Origin of the sequence: Jiangella rhizosphaerae (genome assembly GCF_003579925.1) — a bacterium.
Classification (GTDB): Bacteria; Actinomycetota; Actinomycetes; order Jiangellales; family Jiangellaceae; genus Jiangella; species Jiangella rhizosphaerae.
This window is the reverse complement of the sequence record NZ_QUAL01000419.1, coordinates 1-15816: the sequence shown is the minus strand read 5'-3', so window position 1 is coordinate 15816 and position 15816 is coordinate 1. Positions and strand designations below refer to the sequence as shown.

The following is a 15816-nucleotide window of genomic DNA, read 5'->3' as shown; positions in this document are numbered from 1 at the left end:
GGCGGCGCGACTGGTCCTCCCCGGTGAGGTCGCGTTCAGCCACGAGACCGCCGCGCTGCTGTGCGACCTCCCGGTGCCGGACTTCGACGGCGACCTCGACGTCATCGTGCCGCCCGGCGCCGTCGTGCCGCGGCTGGCCGGCACCGACGGCCACTTCGGCCTCGACCACGCCACCGTCATCGAGGTCCACGGCCTGCCCGTCGTGCGGCCCGAGCGCACGTTCGTCCACCTGGCGCCGACGTGGCGGCTGGACGACCTGGTGGCGCTCGGCGACGCGATGCTACGGCGCTGGACCACTCCGGAACGCCTGCACGACGAGGTCGCGGGGCTCACCCGCCGGCGCGGTATCGTCCGCGCCCGCGACGCGCTGCGGCTGATCCGGCCGGGCGTCGACTCACCCATGGAGACGCGCGTCCGGTTGCTCATCGTCGATGCCGGTCTGCCGTGTCCCGAGGTCGGCGTGAACGTCATCGACCACACCGGCACCTGGCTCGCTCGACCCGACCTGTCCTACTCACATCTGAAGATCGCCATCGAGTACGACGGTGACCACCACCGCACCGACCAGCGGCAGTGGCAGCGCGACCGGTACCGCGACGAGCAACTGCGCGACGCCGGCTGGATCGTCATCCCCCTCACCGCCGACGACGTCCTCCGTCACGCCCAGCGCACGATCGAGCGCATCCGCCGCTACGTCCGGCTCCGCACCGCGGCCCTCGGTTGATCATGGCGGAATCGGGGTTCCGCCCGCGCGGGAAGCCCGATTTCTCCATGATCAACGGGGCGGCGGACGGGTGCGACTCCGGCGCGCGAGCGTCAGCCGTAGCTGACGGGGCCCTCGGGGAGGCCGGGCAGCAGGTCCTGGATCTCGTCGCGGCTCAGGCCGGTCGACAGCAGGGCGTCGACCGCGAGCGACCGCACCTGGGCGATCACCACCTGCCCGGCGAAGCCGCCGGTGTGGTCCAGCGCCTCGGTCGCCATGCGCGCGGCCTCGACGGCGGACACGCGGGCCTCGCGGGGTTCGTCGCCACGTTCGAGGTCGATGCGCAGCAACCGGACGGCGCCGGCCAGCGCCCGCAGCGACTGCGGCAGCACCCGCGGCACGGGCTCTTCGCGCTGCAGCAGGCTGATGACGTGCCGGCACAGGACACGGGTGTTGCGGGTCATGTAGTCCAGCGGCGTGGCGACGTCGAGGTAGGCGGCGAGGTGGCCGCGCTTCTGCCACCGGACGGGCGCGATTCGGGCCACCTCGTTGGCGCCCTCCAGCGCCGAGTGCATCGCGTCGACGTCGGCCTGGGTCTCGCGGGCGCGCTCCAGCGCCTCGGTGGCGGCGGCGCGGTCGCGCTCGGCCAGCGCGTGAGCGGCGGACTCCAGCACCTCGGCGACGGTGGTGAGCAGCGGGTCGATCTGCCGCCGGGCCGCGGACACCGGGTTCAGCGGCAGCAGCAGGATGCTGATCGCCAACCCGACGCCGCAGCCGACGAGGGCGTCGACGAAGCGGTCGAGGTTGAGCCCGCCGGGGTCGGCCGGCGCCAGCGCCACGACCAGCACCGCCGACGCGCCGGCCTGGGTGACGATGAGCGCTCCGCCACCGACCAGCACCGCCGCGATCATCGCCAGCGCGACGACGACGGCGAGCTGGACGACGCCGCCGCCGATCCAGGCCACCAGCAGGTCGCCGACGAGCACGCCGACCGCCACGCCGCCGACCAGCTCCAGCACGCGCGGCAGCCGCTGTCCCAGCCCGCCGCCGAGGACGATCAGCGCGGCGATCGGCGCGAAGAACGGCTGGGCGTGGTCGATCGGCGGGATGGTCGCCAGCCACCAGGCCAGCGCCGCGCCGAGCGCCGACTGGACGATCGGCAGCGCCGTGAGCCGCACCCGTCGCAGCCGCGTGCCGGCGCTCTCCTTGGACCGCTGCGCCAGCGCTTCGAGCGCCTCTTCACGCCGCTGCGGCGACGGGTTCTCGGACGCTCCGGACACAGGACCGATCGTAGAGCGCCGACGGCGCCGTCCGGCGGCTACAGGTAGAGGCCGGTCTGCCCGTCGCCGATCCGCTCGGACGCGACGGCGTGCAGGTCGCGCTCGCGCAGCAGCACGTAGGTCTCGCTGCGCACCTCGACCTCGGCCTTGTCGTCGGGGTCGTAGAGCACGCGGTCGCCGACCTCGACGGTGCGCACATTGGCGCCGACCGCCACGACCCGCGCCCACGCCAGACGCCGGCCCATGGCGGCCGTGGCGGGGATGACGATGCCGGCGGACGAGCGACGTTCGCCGTCCTCTCCGTCCTGCGAGACCAGCACGCGGTCGTGCAGCATCCGGATGGGCAGCTTCTCGGGGTCCTGGGATGTCACAACAGTAGAGAGTACGTCCGGATCGCAGTGGTCAGTGTCGCCGTGCCCGCCACAGCAGCAGCCCGGCCACCAGAACCGCCCCGGCGACCGCGCCGAGCACCTCCAGCCGCGGGTTGCCGTCAGGCGTCGTCAGCCGCGCCCGCAGGCTCGCCGTCGAGTCCTTGACCAGCCTGGACGGCGCCAGCCGCGCCGTCAGCTCGTCGAGGTTGGCGGCCAGCCGCTCGGTGCGGGCGGCGATGTCGGTCTCGATCTGGCGCACGCTGCGGCCGCGCTTGGCCAGCTCGGCCTGCACCTCCGGCGCCAGGGGCACCGGCTGTCGCGACGCCGGCAGCACGGGCTGGGTCGGGTTCTGATCCGCGGCGGACACGGGATCTACCGTACCGATGCGACTGTCAACCCGTATGGATACGGTGTGAACGTGACTGACTCGCGACTCTCCCCGGGCGACGCCGCGCCCGAGTTCACGCTCCCCGACGCCGACGGCAAGCCCGTCTCGCTCACCGACTACCGGGGGCAACGGGTCGTCGTCTACTTCTACCCCGCCGCCATGACTCCGGGCTGCACCACGCAGGCCTGCGACTTCCGCGACAACCTCGCCTCGCTGCAGGGCGCGGGCTACGCCGTGCTGGGCGTCTCGCCCGACGCGCCGGCCAAGCTGGCCGAGTTCCGCGAGCGCGACCACCTGACCTTCCCGCTGCTGTCCGACGTCGACCGCACGACGCTCGAGGCGTACGGCGCCTACGGCGAGAAGAAGCTGTACGGCAAGGTCGTGCAGGGCGTCATCCGGTCGACGTTCGTCATCGACGCCGACGGCAAGGTCGAGAAGGCCATGTACAACGTCAAGGCGACGGGGCACGTCGCCAAGCTCCGGCGCGACCTGGGGCTCGACGCGGCGTGACACGCGCCCGCCTGCGCACCGTCCTCGCCGTCGCGCTGATCGTCCTCGGCACGCCGCTGCTCCTCGCCGGGGCCGCGACCGCCGTCTACGTCGGCCCCGACGACACCGTCGAGTACGCGCGCGCCGACGTCGCCGGCGACGGCTCGGTCGCGGCGACGGCGGTGGACATCGCCACGGTCACCGGCCCGGTCCTGCACGTCAGTGCGCGGATGGCCGACGACGGCGAGGTGTTCGTCGGCGTCGCGCACCGCATCCACGTCGACTCCTACCTCGACGGCGTCGGGCAGCAGACGGTGACGACGGCGGACCTGCGCGGCGAGGTCGCGTCGACGTCCGAGCCCGGCGAGCCGTCGCCGGCCGCCCCGCCCGGCGACCTCGACTGGTGGGAGTCCAGCGACTCCGGGTCCGGCTGGCGCGGCGTCTCGTACGAGCTGACCGACGAGCCGGTCCGGGTCGTCGTCATGTCGCCGTCGGCGTCCGGAGAGCCGCTGGACGTCGAGCTGAGCTTCGGCGTCGAGGTCGACGGCATCTTCCTCACCGGTGTGCTGGTGGGGGTCGCCGGGCTGCTGCTCATCGGCGGCGGCGTGCTGCTGCTCTGGCTGCGGCGGCGACGGCGGAAGCGCGAGCTGCGCGCCGTGCCCGACGTGAAGGACGACGAGGCGCCGAAGCCGCCGGACGAGCCCGGGGGCGGCACGAAGGACGAGCCCGCCGGCGAACCCGTCGCGGAGCCGGCGAAGGAGAAGGTCGCGACGGTCACGCCGCTGCCGAAACGGCCGCTGCCCCAGCGCACGCCGCCGCCCCCGGCGCCGGCACCGCCGCCCGCGCCGGACCCGCCGCCGAAGCCGTCCGCGCGCATCGCCGTCGTGCTCGGGCTGTCCGGCCTGGTCACCGCGTGCGCCCAGGTGCCCGGCGAGATCGACCTGGCCGCGCGCGACGCGTTGATCCCGGCCATCACGTCCGACCGGGCCGAGCGCTTCTTCGATCGCTACAACGAGGTGGTCGGCTCGGCGGCCGGCTCCGGCACGGCCGCGCTGGCCGAGGTCGAGGGCGGCGCCCTGCTGGCGACGTCGCAGTTCGCGGCCGAGGAGCAGCAGGTCACCGGCGTCGCGCCGGAGGAGCCGCCGACCCCCGTCACGCCGTCGGTCGTGCTGTCGCCGCAGGTCGGCGAGTACCCGATGTGGGCGGTCGTGACCGGCGAGTCCGCCGCCGGCGGCGCGCCGTCCTGGTTCCTGCTCACCCGCGAGGACGCCGCGTCGCCGTGGCTGGCCACCCTCGCCGTCCACCCCGCCGAGGGCACGTCCGTCACCGCGCCGCTCACCGCCGGCGGTGCCGCCGTCGTCGCCGACGACGCCGCCGTCCGGCGCGGCGACGAGGTGCTCGAGGCGCTGCGGGTCTACGGGGAGACCGGCGAGGAACCCGAGGGCGTCGACCTCTCCTTCGCCGACGGCCTCACTCGCCTGCCCGACCACGGCCTGCAGCTCGACACCGCGCCGCCGGAGTTCGGCACCGCGACCCGCAGCTGCGCCGTCGAGAGCCCCGACGACATCCACTGGCTGCAGACGGAGTACGGCGCCGTCGCGCTGGCGTCGATCAGCTGCACGCAGTCGGTGACGGTGAACCCGGGGTTCTCGGTGGTCATCGAGGCGGCCGGCCTGGGCACCATCCCGGGCGGTTCGCAGATCTCCCAGGCGGAGATCTCCCAGAACGCCACCTTCATCCTGTCCGTCGACGTCGACGGCTCGGCCACGGTGGTCGGCCAGCCCATGCAGCCCATCGGCATGACTTGGTCGGTCCCCTGACCCTGTCGGTGGTGATACGTAAAGTCATCGCATGAAGTACACCCCAGAGGCTCTCGCAGCCGCCGTGGCAGCGTCGACGAGCGTGGCGGGCGTGCTGCGCCACCTGGGCGTCAAACCCACCGGGGGCAGCCATGCCCATCTCAGCCGGCGTATCAAGGCGCTCGGTCTCGACACCTCGCACTTCACCGGCCGCGCCCACAACAAGGGCCAGACCTCGCCGCGGCGGCTGGGCTGGGCGGAGATCCTCGTGACCCGCCCACCCGGCTCGGCCGACTGGCGGCCGCACGATCTACGCTTCCTCTGCCCCAACTGTCACAGTCAGACTGCCACCTGGGCGGGCGCCAATCGTTTCGGAAGCCGGATGCCTCTCCCCGGCACCGGCGACGCCGCGGCCTGACCGGACGTGCCCTACGATTACCGGTGCGCGGGAGTGGCGGAATTGGCAGACGCGCGACGTTTAGGCCGTCGTGTCTTCGGACGTAGGGGTTCAAGTCCCCTCTCCCGCACCGGGCACTCTGGACGTCCCACCAGCGGAAAGGTGTCGGCCGGCATGGAGGCGCTCGGCTTCGCGCTCAGCATCGTGTTCCTGTACGCGCTCTACCACGTCATCCGGATGGGCGTCCGCGACGGCATCCGGGAGGCGCGCAGCGACACCGAGACCCGGGACTGAGGCGCGTCAGGCGGCGGCCGTCTTGACGTGCATCCAGAGCACGACGTCGAGGATGCGCAGCGGCGGGTCGAGCAGGTCGGACTCGCGGATGGCCGACTCCTGCGTCACCTCCTTGAGCCGCGCCTGCACCTCGCCGTCGGTGATGAGGTGCTGGTAGACGAGCCAGTCGACGCGGCGGTCCTGGCCGACGCCGAGCAGCCCGCGGGTGACGAGGGAGTCGCGGACGGGGAACAGGCGGGGCCGTTTGCGGGCGCACAGCTTCGACGCCGCCACCCACTTGTTGCCGCCGAGGGCGTTCTTGAGCTGCAGGTGCAGGTGCTCGGCGGCGTCGAAGACGGCGTCGTCGGCGTCGGCGAGGTCGGTGTCGACCGGCACCGCGCGCAGCGCCTTGAGGACGTCGCTGCGGTGCGGGCCGCCCTGCAGCAGCTGCCGCCCGGCCCGAGGCCCGACGCTGATGCCCAGCAGCGACGTGGCGTAGAGGTCGGCGGCGGTGATGGAGTCGTACTCGACCGGCCCGACGGCGAGGAAGCTGCGGCCGGCGTAATTGGAGTCGCGGTCGTAGAAGAGACGGAGGTTCTCGACGGCGGCGGGGTTCTCGAGGGCTCCCAGCGCGGCGGACCTGGCGTGGTCGAGCTGAGCGGGAGACGGCCGACGAGCGCGTGTCGGGGTCACGACGATCATCGTGACAGGCTCCCCCGACACAACCAAGTCGTTGATCGTCAAGCGGACGCGCGGGGGCCTAGCGTGGGTGCATGGGGTACGCGTTCGAGGCACGGCCGCTCACTCCGGAGACGTGGCCCGACCTGGAGGAGCTGTTCGCCATCCGCGGCGGGTCCATCGTCCGCGGCTGCTGGTGCATGTACTACCGCCGTACCGGTCCGATGTCGGTCAGCGCGGCGGCCGGGCCGGGCAACAAACGCGACCTGCGCGCTCTGGTCGACGGCGGCGGCGTCAGCCCCGGCCTGGTCGGCTACGTCGACGGCGCGCCCGCCGGCTGGATCAGCCTGGGCCCGCGCGAGGACTACGCCCGGCTCGAGCGCTCACGCGTCATGAAAGCGGTCGACGACCAGCCGGTCTGGTCGATCGTCTGCGCGTTCGTCGCCAAGCCCCACCGCGGCCGCGGCGTCCACCACAAGCTGCTCGACGCCGCCGTCCGGTACGCGCGCGAGCAGGGCGTGCGCATGCTCGAGGCGTATCCGGTCGACAAGCCCGAGCGCAGCCACGACGACTTCATGTTCTTCGGGTCGCGATCGCTCTACGAGCGTGCCGGCTTCACCGAGGTCGTCCGCCGGTCGCCCACCCGGGTCGTCATGCGCCGGAAGCTGCGGCGGACGCCGCGACGGTGACGTCAGGCCGCTGCCACGGCGGCCAGCCCTCGCTCGATCAGCTCCGCCAGGGTCCGCTCGTGCTCGGGCGCCGGGTCGGACAGCGGCGGCCGGACGGAGCCGACGGCGCTGCCGCGCAGCCGCAGCCCGGCCTTGATCAGCGAGACGGCGTAGCCCGGGCCGCGGTCGCGCAGCTGCGCGAACGGCAGGTAGAACTCGCGTAGCAGCAGGTCGCAGGTGGCGTCGTCGCCCGCCGCGAACGCCCGCCGGAACGCCACCGCGACCTCCGGCAGGAACGCGAACACGGCCGACGAGTACCCGGTGACGCCGATGCCGCCGAACGCCCGCGCCGACAGCTCCGCCGTCGGCAGCCCGTTGAAGAAGGCCCACCGGTCGCCGGCCGTCAGCACGATCTTCTGCATCGCCTCGAGGTCGCCGCGGCCGTCCTTGAGCCCGGCGACGTTGTCGATGCTCAGCAGCTCGGTGACGGTTGACGGCGTCAGCGCCAGGTGGTCGCGCTGGTACAGCACGATCGGCAGCGACGTGCTCGCCGCGACCGCCTCGACGTGCGCGACCAACCCGGCCGGTCCGCCGATGACCGTCGGCGGCGGGAACAGCAGCACCGCGTCGGCACCGGCGGCCTCGGCCCGGCGCAGGTACTCCGCGCCCAGCGACGCGCCGTAGCCGGCGCCGGCGATCACCGGGACGCGGCCGCCCACGACCTCGACGGCGGTCGCGACCAGCTGCTCGTACTCGGCCGGGCCGAGGGCGAAGAACTCGCCGGTTCCGCAGCCGGCGAACACGCCGCCGGGCTCGTAGGGCAGCCGGTCGTCCAGGTGCTTCCGGAACGCGGCGAGGTCCAGCCCGCCGTCGTCGCCGAACGGTGTGACCGGGAAGAACAGCACCCCACTGTGTCCGAGCTCCCGCAGCGCGTTCGCCACGTCGCCTCCTTCGAGTTCATGAATATGAACTAGTTAGCAGATGTGAACCCACCGTAGGCGGCACGGCGCCGAGGCGTCAACGTGTGTTCCATGGTGTCGCCGCAGACGTGCGGCCCCGTGCCGGTCAGGGGCGCAGGCGGCCGAGCACGGTGGAGCGGGCGTCGAGGAGGGCGGCGAGGATCTCCGCGCGCTTGGCGTCGGTCATCCGCGGCACGGGGACGGAGCAGCTCAGCGCCACCAACGGCAGGTCGGCGTGCTGAAGAGCGACGGCGAGGCACCGCAGGCCGACGGTGCCCTCCTCGTGGTCCTCGGCGTAGCCGGCCGCGCGCACGCGGTCCAGCTCGGCGGCCAGCGCCGCCTCCGACGTCAGCGTGTGCGGCGTGAGCGCGGCGTACTCGCGCGGCAGCGCGAGGGCCAGTTCGGACGCCGGCAGCGCCGCCAGCATCGCCTTGCCGAGCGCCGTCGCGTAGGAGGGCATCCGGCGGCCGGGACGGAACCGGACACCCAGCGCCTGCCGCGAGTACTTCGACGCCAGGTAGAGCACGGCGCCGTCGTCGAGGCGGGCGAGGTGGATGGTCTCGTCGAGGCGGGCGCGGAGGTCCTCCATGACGTCGTCGACGAGGTCGAGCACGTCGGACTCGTCCAGGCCGGACAGTCCCATCGCCCGGGCGCGGTAGCCCAGCGACACGCCGCCGCGGCCGTCATCGGCGACCCAGCCGGTGTGGGCGAGCGACGCCAGCAGCGCGTGCAGGCTGCTCTTCGGCATGCCGAGGGCGCGGTACAGCTCGGTGAACGACCGCGGCTCACGCTCGGCCAGCAGCTCCACCAGCCGCAGCGCCCGCTCGGCCGACTTCACCGACGGCACCGGCTTCTCCGGACGCTCCGGCTGCTCCGACATCCCCGCCACGGCCGTCCATCTTACGAACCGCCATGTGCGTACGACGTACGCGGTACGGTGTACGCTGTCTCCATGACCATCCTCGTCACCGGTGCGACCGGCAGCGTCGGCCGCCTCGTCGTCGATCACCTGCTCGCCCGCGGCGCCACCGACGTGCGCGCCCTCGTCCGCGACCCCCGCAAGGCCACGCTCCCCGACGGCGTCGAGGTCGCGACCGGCTACGTCGCCGAGCCCGACTCCCTGGACGGCGCCTGCGACGGCGTCGATCGCATGTACCTCACGTCGTACACCGACACCGCCGCCGAGGTCCTCGCCCGCGCGAAGAAGGCCGGCGTGCGGCACGTCGTCAGCCTGTCCGGCGAGCGGGACAGCTGGTGGGGCTCGATCGTCGACGACGTGGAGGCGTCCGGGCTCGAGTGGACGCACCTGTGGCCCGGCGAGTTCATGGAGAACTCCACCATCTGGGCCGACCAGATCCGCACCACCGGTCAGGTCCGCGACGGCTACGCGCGCTCCGCGAACGCCGCCATCGCGATGGACGACGTCGCCGCGGTCGCCGCCGTCGCACTCACCGAGGACGGCCACGTCGGCCGCGCCTACCCGCTCACCGGTCCCGAGACGCTGACCCGGGCGGAGAAAGTGGCGCTCATCGGCCGGGCGCTCGGCCGCGACGTCCCGTACGTCGAGCTGAGCCGCGAGGACGCGATCGCCGAGCTCAGCAAGGCCATGGGCGAGTACGCCGAGTGGTACGTGGACGGCGAGAGCCAGCAGATCGACGACCCGCAGCAGCCCACCACCACCGTCGCGGACGTGCTCGGCCGGCCGGCCACGTCGTTCGCCGAGTGGGCGGTGCGGAACGCGGACCTGTTCCGCTGACGTGAACCTCGTCACCGGGCCAATGCGGCATTAGAGTCGATATGTGACGGTCGTCGTCGTTCTGCTCATCGCGCTCGTCGTCGTGCTGCTCCTGACGGTGACGGTCGTCTATGCGCGTCAGCCGGTGCCCGGCACCGGGCGCGTCTCCCGGTACCGGCGCCGGGCGCGCGCGGCGCCGCGGTTCCGCCTCGAGCGGCTCAGCCAGCACCGCTACGTCCTGCACAACGACGGCGGCATGCCCGCCCACGACGTCCGCCTCGACACCGGCGACCTCACCGTCACCGAGGGCGAGACGCACCTGCGCGAGTTCGGGCCGCGGCACGCCGAGCACTACCTGCTGATCCAGCCGATGTACGGCCGCGTCTCCGACCTCATCGTGCACTGGCATCTGCGGCCGGGCGACGACGCCGAGCAGGTGACGCCGCTGCCGCTGGACATCGAGGCGGCCTCGGAGGGCCAGGACGCCTGAGCCGGTCGAGCCGGCGTGCTGGTCAACGGGCCGCGGCGAGCAGGTCCGGCAGGCCGGTGTCGGCGGCCAGCAGGTCCTGGTCGAGCATCGCCGCCGCGACGGTGCCGGCCGCCATCGCCGCGACCACGGCGGACACCGGCATCGGCAAGGTCGCTCGATGGGCGAGATCGCCGGCCGCGTAGACGCCGGGCACGCTGGTGCGGCCGAACTCGTCCACCTCGACGGCGCCGTCGGGCAGCAGCGCGCAGCCGAGGTCCGCGGCGAACGGCGCCCGCTGGCGGACCGTCGTCGGGACGAACACGGCGTCGGCGGCGATGCTGTCGCCGTCGTCGTCGCCCGCCGCCAGCACGACGGCGTCGTCGTCGAGGCGGAGGACGGGCTCCTCGCGGACCGCGATTCCGTGCGCCGCCACCACGGCGGCGGTCGCGTCGTCCAGGCCCGGCGGACCGCCGGCGCACAGCACGACGTCGTCGGCGAAGGACCGGCGCAACTGCACCGCCAGCCGGGCCCGGGCCGGGCCGCCGCCGAGCACCACGACCCGGCGCCCGGTCACCTCGAAGCCGTGGCAGTACGGGCAGTGGAACACCGAGCGGCCCCACCGCTCCGCCAGCCCTTCGACCGGCGGCAGCTCGTCACGCACCCCGGTCGCGAGCAGGAGTCGGCGGGCCGTCACCCGCTCGCCGGTCGCCAGGGTCACCGCGAAACGGGCGCCCGGGGCGACCTCACTCACCTCCGCATCGACCACCCGCACGGACGGGTACGGCGCGAGCTGCTCGCGCGCTCGTCGGCGCAGCTCGGCCGGCGCGAGGCCCTCGCCGAGCAGCAGGTTGTGCACCGCGGCAGCCGGCGCGTTGCGGCCGGAGCCGGCGTCGAGCAGCACGGTCTCGCGGTGCATGCGGCCCAGCGTGAGGGCGGCGGACAGCCCGGCCGGCCCGGCGCCGATGATGATCACGTCGTTCATGGGGTCTCCTCCGTCGGTTGACGCTCGACCCCACTCTGCAAGTTAATGTCAACATGAAGTCAACCGCGCGACTCACCATCGGCGCCCTCGCCGACCGGTTCGGCCTGGCCACCCATGTGCTGCGGCACTGGGAGGCGGCCGGGCTGCTGGTCCCCGACGCACGCGTGAACGGGCGGCGGTACTACACCGAGGAGCAGGCGGTCCGCATCGCGACGATCCTGCGGGGCAAGCGCGCCGGGCTGCGGCTGGACCAGCTGCGCGACGTGCTCACCGCACCCAGCGGGGCGGACCGGCGCGAGCTGCTGCGGCGCCACTACGACGAGCTGGACCGCCGGATCCGGGAGCTGACGCAGTCGCGGGCGATGATCGAGCACGCCATGCGGTGCCAGGCCGACGACTTCACCCGCTGCCCGGCCTACCAGCGCATGGTCGCCGAGGCGAGCGCTCCGATAACCAGGTGATCCAGCCTTGCCGGGCACCGTAGGCTTGACGGCGTATGCCCACCTCCCCCCTCACCGATTCCGAGGCCGACCTGCGCGCCCGCCTGCCCGAGCTGATGCTGCGGGACGAGCGGCGGCTCGCCCGCAGGCTCGACGGTGTGCGCAAGCTGCGCGACCCCGAGGCCTGCGGCATCGCCCTGACCGAGATCGCGCAGGAGGTCGCCGCCGCGGAACGCCGCGTCCAGCGGCGCAAGGCCGCCGTCCCCGCGGTCCGCTACCCGCAGGAGCTCCCGGTCAGCCAGCGGCGCGACGAGATCGCCGCGGCCATCCGCGACCACCAGGTCGTCATCGTCGCCGGTGAGACGGGGTCCGGCAAGACGACGCAGCTGCCGAAGATCTGCCTCGAGCTGGGCCGGGGCGTCCGCGGCACCATCGGGCACACCCAGCCGCGCCGCCTGGCCGCGCGCACCGTCGCCGAACGGGTCGCGGAAGAGCTGAACACCGAGCTGGGGCACACCGTCGGCTACCAGGTCCGGTTCACCGCGAAGGCCGGCGACGACACGCTGGTCAAGCTGATGACCGACGGCATCCTGCTGGCCGAGATCGGCCAGGACCGCATGCTGCGCCGCTACGACACGCTGATCATCGACGAGGCCCACGAGCGCAGCCTGAACATCGACTTCATCCTCGGCTACCTCAAGCAGCTGCTCCCCCGGCGACCCGACCTCAAGGTGATCATCACCTCGGCGACCATCGACCCCGAGCGGTTCGCCGCCCACTTCGACGACGCCCCCATCATCGAGGTCTCCGGCCGCACCTATCCCGTCGAGATCCGGTACCGCCCGCTCGAGCCCGAGACGGATGACGACGACGACCGCGATGCCGAGCCGCGCGACCAGATCCAGGCCATCGTCGACGCCTGCGACGAGCTGGCGCTGGAGGCGCCGGGCGACGTGCTGGTGTTCCTGTCCGGTGAGCGCGAGATCCGCGACACCGCCGACGCGCTGCGCAAGCGGGACGCGTCGGCGCCGCAGGGCACGCTCGAGGTGCTGCCGCTCTACGCCCGGCTGTCCGCCGCCGAGCAGCACCGCGTCTTCCAGCCGCACACCGGCCGCCGCATCGTGCTGGCCACGAACGTCGCCGAGACGTCGCTGACGGTGCCGGGCATCCGCTACGTCGTCGACCCCGGCACCGCGCGCATCTCCCGCTACAGCAACCGCACGAAGGTGCAGCGGCTGCCGATCGAGCCGGTGTCGCAGGCGTCGGCACGGCAGCGGGCCGGTCGCTGCGGCCGGCTGTCCGACGGCATCTGCATCCGGCTGTACTCCGAGGAGGACTTCGAGGCGCGGCCGGCGTTCACCGAGCCCGAGATCCTCCGCACCAACCTCGCGTCGGTCATCCTGCAGATGACGGCGCTCGGGCTGGGCGACGTCGCGGCGTTCCCGTTCATCGACCCGCCCGACCGTCGCAGCATCGCCGACGGCGTCAACCTGCTGGTCGAGCTGGGCGCCCTCGACCCCGCCGCGCGCGACGACAAGGGCCGGCTGACCGACGTCGGCCGGTCGCTGTCGCAGCTGCCCATCGACCCCCGGCTGGCCCGGATGATCCTCGAGGCCGACCGCAACGGCTGCGTCCGCGAGGTGCTGGTCATCGCCGCCGCGCTGTCCATCCAGGACCCGCGCGAACGGCCCGCCGAACAGCGCGAGGTCGCCGACGCGTTCCACGCGAGGTTCGCCGACCCGACGTCCGACTTCCTGGCGTTCCTCAACCTGTGGCGGTACCTGAAGGAGAAGCAACAGGAGCTGTCGTCGAACCAGTTCCGCAAGCTGTGCCGCACCGAGCACCTCAACTACCTGCGGGTGCGCGAGTGGCAGGATCTCGAGTCGCAGCTGCGCCAGCTGGTCAAGCCGCTCGGCGTCACCTTGAACACTCCCGACGGCACGCCCGAGCACATCCATCAGTCGCTGCTGTCCGGCCTGCTGTCGCACATCGGCGTCAAGGACGAGTCGGTCAACGAGTACCAGGGCGCCCGCGGCGCGAAGTTCGCCGTCTTCCCCGGGTCGGCGCTGTTCAAGAAGCCGCCCCGCTGGGTGATGTCGGCGGAGCTGGTCGAGACGTCGCGGCTGTGGGCCCGGGTGAACGCCCGCATCGACCCCGCGTGGGCCGAGCCGCTGGCCGAGCACCTGGTGAAGCGGACATACAGTGAGCCGCACTGGGAGCGCAAGGCCGGCGCCGTCATGGGCTACGAGAAGGTCATGCTCTACGGCGTCGTCATCGTGCCGCGGCGCAAGGTCCCGTACTCGCGGGTCGACCCCGAGCTCAGCCGCGAGCTGTTCATCCGGCACGCGCTGGTCGAGGGCGACTGGTCGACCCACCACCGGTTCTTCCACGACAACCGCGAGCTGCTCGAGGACGTCGAGGAACTCGAGCACCGCGCCCGGCGCCGCGACATCCTCGTCGACGACGAGACGCTGTTCGCGTTCTACGACCAGCGGCTGCCGGCCGACGTCGTCTCGGCCCGGCACTTCGACAGCTGGTGGAAGAAGGCCCAGCGGGCGCAGCCCGACCTGCTCACGTTCAACACCGACCTGCTGACCACCGACGCCGCCGGCGCCGTCACGCAGGCCGACTACCCCGACAGCTGGCCGGTCGACGACCTCGACCTGCGGCTGACGTACCAGTTCGAGCCCGGGTCGAGCGCCGACGGCGTCACCGTCCACATCCCCATCGAGGTGCTCAACCAGGTCGAGCCCGACGGCTTCGACTGGCAGGTCCCCGGGCTGCGGCCGGAGCTGGTGACGGCGCTGATCAAGGCGCTGCCGAAGCCGCTGCGCCGGTCGTTCGTGCCGGCGCCCGACACCGCCCGCGAGGCGCTCGCGCAGCTCCCGCCGTCGCCGTCGGGCCAGCCGTTCGTCGACGCGCTCGCCCGGGTGCTGCACCGGCTGCGAGCGGTACCGGTGGCGCCGTCCGACTTCGACCTCACCAAGGTCCCCGACCACCTGCGCATGACGTTCCGGGTGCTGGACGAGAAGGGCAGGCTGGCCGCCGAGGGCAAGGACCTCGACGAGCTCAAGGTCATGCTGCGCAAGGAGCTGCGCAAGACCATGGCGGCCGCGGCCAGCAGCATCGAGCGCACCGGGTTGACGGCGTGGCCGGGCGGCGAGGTGCCGCGGACGTTCGAGCAGCGCCGCTCGGGGCACGTCGTCACCGGCTACCCCGCACTGGTCGACGAGGGGGGCAGCGTCGCGCTGCGCGTCCTGCCGACGCCGGCCGACCAGGCCCGCGCCATGTGGACGGGCAACCGGCGGCTCCTGCTGCTCAGCGTCCCGTCGCCGACGGCGTTCGTGCAGCGCCACCTCACCAACCGGTCAAAGCTGATGCTGAGCCAGAACCCCGACGGCTCCGTCGCCGACCTGCTCGACGACGTCGCCGCGGCCTCGGTCGACTGGCTGGTCGCCGGCGCCGGCGGACCGGCCTGGGACGAGGCGGCGTTCGCGGCGCTGCGCGAGCGGGTCCGGTCCGACCTCATCGAGACCGTCTTCGAGGTGGTTGCCGATGTCGAGAAGGTGCTCGAGGTGTCGCACCGGGTCGCGGCGGCGCTGAAGAGCACCACCAGCCTGGCGCTGACGCCGTCGCTGGTCGACGCCCGCGACCACCTCGCCCGCCTGATGCCGGCCGGCTTCGTCACGTCCACCGGCCGGAAGCGCCTCCCCGACCTGCTGCGCTATCTGCGGGCGATCGAGCGGCGGCTGGAGAAGCTGCCCGTCAGCCCGCAGCGCGACCGTCAGCACATGGACACCATCCGCAGGGTCACCGACGAGTACGAGGCCGCGCTGGCCGCCCTCCCACCCGGCCACGGCCCGACCGCCGGCCACGAGGCGGTCCGCTGGCTGATCGAGGAACTACGGGTCAGCCTGTTCGCCCAAGAGCTCGGCACCGCCCAGCCGGTGTCGGAGAAGCGCCTGCTCAAGGCGATCGACGCGCTGTACGACGCGCCTCCTGTGTGAGCCGGAGCGCTGGTCGTCGGGGCTCGACGTTCGCCGGGGCTCCCCGTCCCCCTGCTGCCCCATTCTCTTGCCGCGAACGGGCGCGTCAAGCGGACCTATTGGCGCTTCGCGCGACGATGACCGCTTGACTCACCCGTCCGCGGCGAAGAACGGGCAGCTATCAGGGGGACGGGGAGGA

General features: G+C 73.0%; 16 protein-coding genes and 1 tRNA gene. 10 read left to right on the top strand and 7 right to left on the bottom strand.

The window, feature by feature from the left end:
• Window positions 1-724, top strand: a 724-nt coding sequence (locus DY240_RS28470) for an endonuclease domain-containing protein (RefSeq protein WP_119663027.1), incomplete at its 5' end; no start/stop codon positions are given.
• A gap of 92 nt (window positions 725-816) precedes the next feature.
• Here DY240_RS28470 and DY240_RS28465 read toward each other — a convergent pair.
• From DY240_RS28465 to DY240_RS28455, 3 genes are all read right to left on the bottom strand, one after another.
• A complete protein-coding gene (locus DY240_RS28465) occupies window positions 817-1983 on the bottom strand; it encodes an FUSC family protein (protein ID WP_199702656.1) in 1167 nt (388 codons plus the stop codon).
• Window positions 1984-2021: 38 nt separating this feature from the next.
• Entirely contained in the window at window positions 2022-2318 is a 297-nt protein-coding gene (locus DY240_RS28460; RefSeq protein ID WP_119663028.1) for a GroES family chaperonin, read from the bottom strand.
• Between the two features lie 67 nt (window positions 2319-2385).
• The gene (locus DY240_RS28455; protein WP_158603038.1) at window positions 2386-2721 is read right to left on the bottom strand and encodes a DUF3618 domain-containing protein; all 336 of its coding nucleotides are present in this window, start codon (window positions 2719-2721) and stop codon (window positions 2386-2388) included.
• 51 nt (window positions 2722-2772) lie between these two features.
• On the opposite strand from DY240_RS28455, the gene bcp reads away from it, so the two are divergent.
• The 4 genes from bcp (at window position 2773) to DY240_RS28435 (ending at window position 5557) form a co-directional block, all read left to right on the top strand.
• A complete protein-coding gene (gene bcp / locus DY240_RS28450) occupies window positions 2773-3252 on the top strand; it encodes a thioredoxin-dependent thiol peroxidase (protein WP_119663025.1) in 480 nt (159 codons plus the stop codon).
• Entirely contained in the window at window positions 3249-5051 is a 1803-nt protein-coding gene (locus DY240_RS32585; RefSeq protein WP_158603037.1) for a hypothetical protein, read from the top strand. The genes bcp and DY240_RS32585 overlap by 4 nt, the downstream gene beginning before the upstream one ends.
• A 31-nt stretch (window positions 5052-5082) precedes the next feature.
• Window positions 5083-5448, top strand: a complete 366-nt coding sequence (locus DY240_RS28440; RefSeq protein WP_119663024.1) for a hypothetical protein — start codon at window positions 5083-5085, stop codon at window positions 5446-5448.
• Window positions 5449-5475: 27 nt separating this feature from the next.
• A tRNA-Leu gene (locus tag DY240_RS28435) sits at window positions 5476-5557 on the top strand.
• A 170-nt stretch (window positions 5558-5727) separates the two neighbouring features.
• Here the strand turns inward: DY240_RS28435 and DY240_RS28430 are convergent.
• Window positions 5728-6393 carry a DUF6308 family protein gene (locus DY240_RS28430; RefSeq protein ID WP_147375562.1) on the bottom strand — a complete coding sequence of 222 codons (666 nt, stop codon included), beginning with the start codon at window positions 6391-6393 and terminating at the stop codon, window positions 5728-5730.
• A gap of 80 nt (window positions 6394-6473) precedes the next feature.
• Here DY240_RS28430 and DY240_RS28425 point away from each other — a divergent pair, with 80 nt between their 5' ends.
• Entirely contained in the window at window positions 6474-7067 is a 594-nt protein-coding gene (locus DY240_RS28425; RefSeq protein WP_119663022.1) for a GNAT family N-acetyltransferase, read from the top strand.
• A 2-nt stretch (window positions 7068-7069) separates the two neighbouring features.
• On the opposite strand, the gene DY240_RS28420 is transcribed toward DY240_RS28425, so the two are convergent.
• Both DY240_RS28420 and DY240_RS28415 read right to left on the bottom strand, forming a co-directional pair.
• The gene (locus tag DY240_RS28420) at window positions 7070-7987 is read right to left on the bottom strand and encodes a 5-dehydro-4-deoxyglucarate dehydratase (RefSeq protein WP_119663021.1); all 918 of its coding nucleotides are present in this window, start codon (window positions 7985-7987) and stop codon (window positions 7070-7072) included.
• A gap of 124 nt (window positions 7988-8111) precedes the next feature.
• A complete protein-coding gene (locus DY240_RS28415; RefSeq protein ID WP_119663020.1) occupies window positions 8112-8885 on the bottom strand; it encodes an IclR family transcriptional regulator in 774 nt (257 codons plus the stop codon).
• A gap of 72 nt (window positions 8886-8957) precedes the next feature.
• On the opposite strand from DY240_RS28415, the gene DY240_RS28410 reads away from it, so the two are divergent.
• Both DY240_RS28410 and DY240_RS28405 read left to right on the top strand, forming a co-directional pair.
• Entirely contained in the window at window positions 8958-9761 is an 804-nt protein-coding gene (locus DY240_RS28410) for an NAD(P)H-binding protein (protein ID WP_119663019.1), read from the top strand.
• A 43-nt stretch (window positions 9762-9804) separates the two neighbouring features.
• Window positions 9805-10230 (top strand): hypothetical protein, encoded by a 426-nt coding sequence (locus DY240_RS28405; protein WP_119663018.1) that lies wholly within the window; start codon window positions 9805-9807, stop codon window positions 10228-10230.
• 22 nt (window positions 10231-10252) lie between these two features.
• Here DY240_RS28405 and DY240_RS28400 read toward each other — a convergent pair whose 3' ends face one another.
• Window positions 10253-11191 (bottom strand): NAD(P)/FAD-dependent oxidoreductase, encoded by a 939-nt coding sequence (locus DY240_RS28400; RefSeq protein WP_119663017.1) that lies wholly within the window; start codon window positions 11189-11191, stop codon window positions 10253-10255.
• 53 nt (window positions 11192-11244) lie between these two features.
• On the opposite strand from DY240_RS28400, the gene DY240_RS28395 reads away from it, so the two are divergent.
• Entirely contained in the window at window positions 11245-11652 is a 408-nt protein-coding gene (locus tag DY240_RS28395; RefSeq protein WP_119663016.1) for a MerR family transcriptional regulator, read from the top strand.
• Between the two features lie 35 nt (window positions 11653-11687).
• Window positions 11688-15638 (top strand): ATP-dependent RNA helicase HrpA, encoded by a 3951-nt coding sequence (gene hrpA / locus DY240_RS28390; protein ID WP_119663015.1) that lies wholly within the window; start codon window positions 11688-11690, stop codon window positions 15636-15638.
• The last annotated feature ends 178 nt before the right edge of the window (window positions 15639-15816 follow it).

Excerpts from the sequence above, each read along its gene's own strand:
- DY240_RS28425 (WP_119663022.1), top strand. The coding sequence starts at position 6,474 with ATGGGGTACGCGTTCGAGGCACGGCCGCTCACTCCGGAGACGTGGCCC.
- DY240_RS28395 (WP_119663016.1), top strand. The coding sequence starts at position 11,245 with ATGAAGTCAACCGCGCGACTCACCATCGGCGCCCTCGCCGACCGGTTC.
- hrpA (WP_119663015.1), top strand. The coding sequence starts at position 11,688 with ATGCCCACCTCCCCCCTCACCGATTCCGAGGCCGACCTGCGCGCCCGC.
- DY240_RS28460 (WP_119663028.1), bottom strand. The coding sequence starts at position 2,318 with ATGCTGCACGACCGCGTGCTGGTCTCGCAGGACGGAGAGGACGGCGAA.
- DY240_RS28400 (WP_119663017.1), bottom strand. The coding sequence starts at position 11,191 with ATGAACGACGTGATCATCATCGGCGCCGGGCCGGCCGGGCTGTCCGCC.
- DY240_RS28410 (WP_119663019.1), top strand. The coding sequence starts at position 8,958 with ATGACCATCCTCGTCACCGGTGCGACCGGCAGCGTCGGCCGCCTCGTC.
- DY240_RS28415 (WP_119663020.1), bottom strand. The coding sequence starts at position 8,885 with ATGTCGGAGCAGCCGGAGCGTCCGGAGAAGCCGGTGCCGTCGGTGAAG.
- DY240_RS28440 (WP_119663024.1), top strand. The coding sequence starts at position 5,083 with ATGAAGTACACCCCAGAGGCTCTCGCAGCCGCCGTGGCAGCGTCGACG.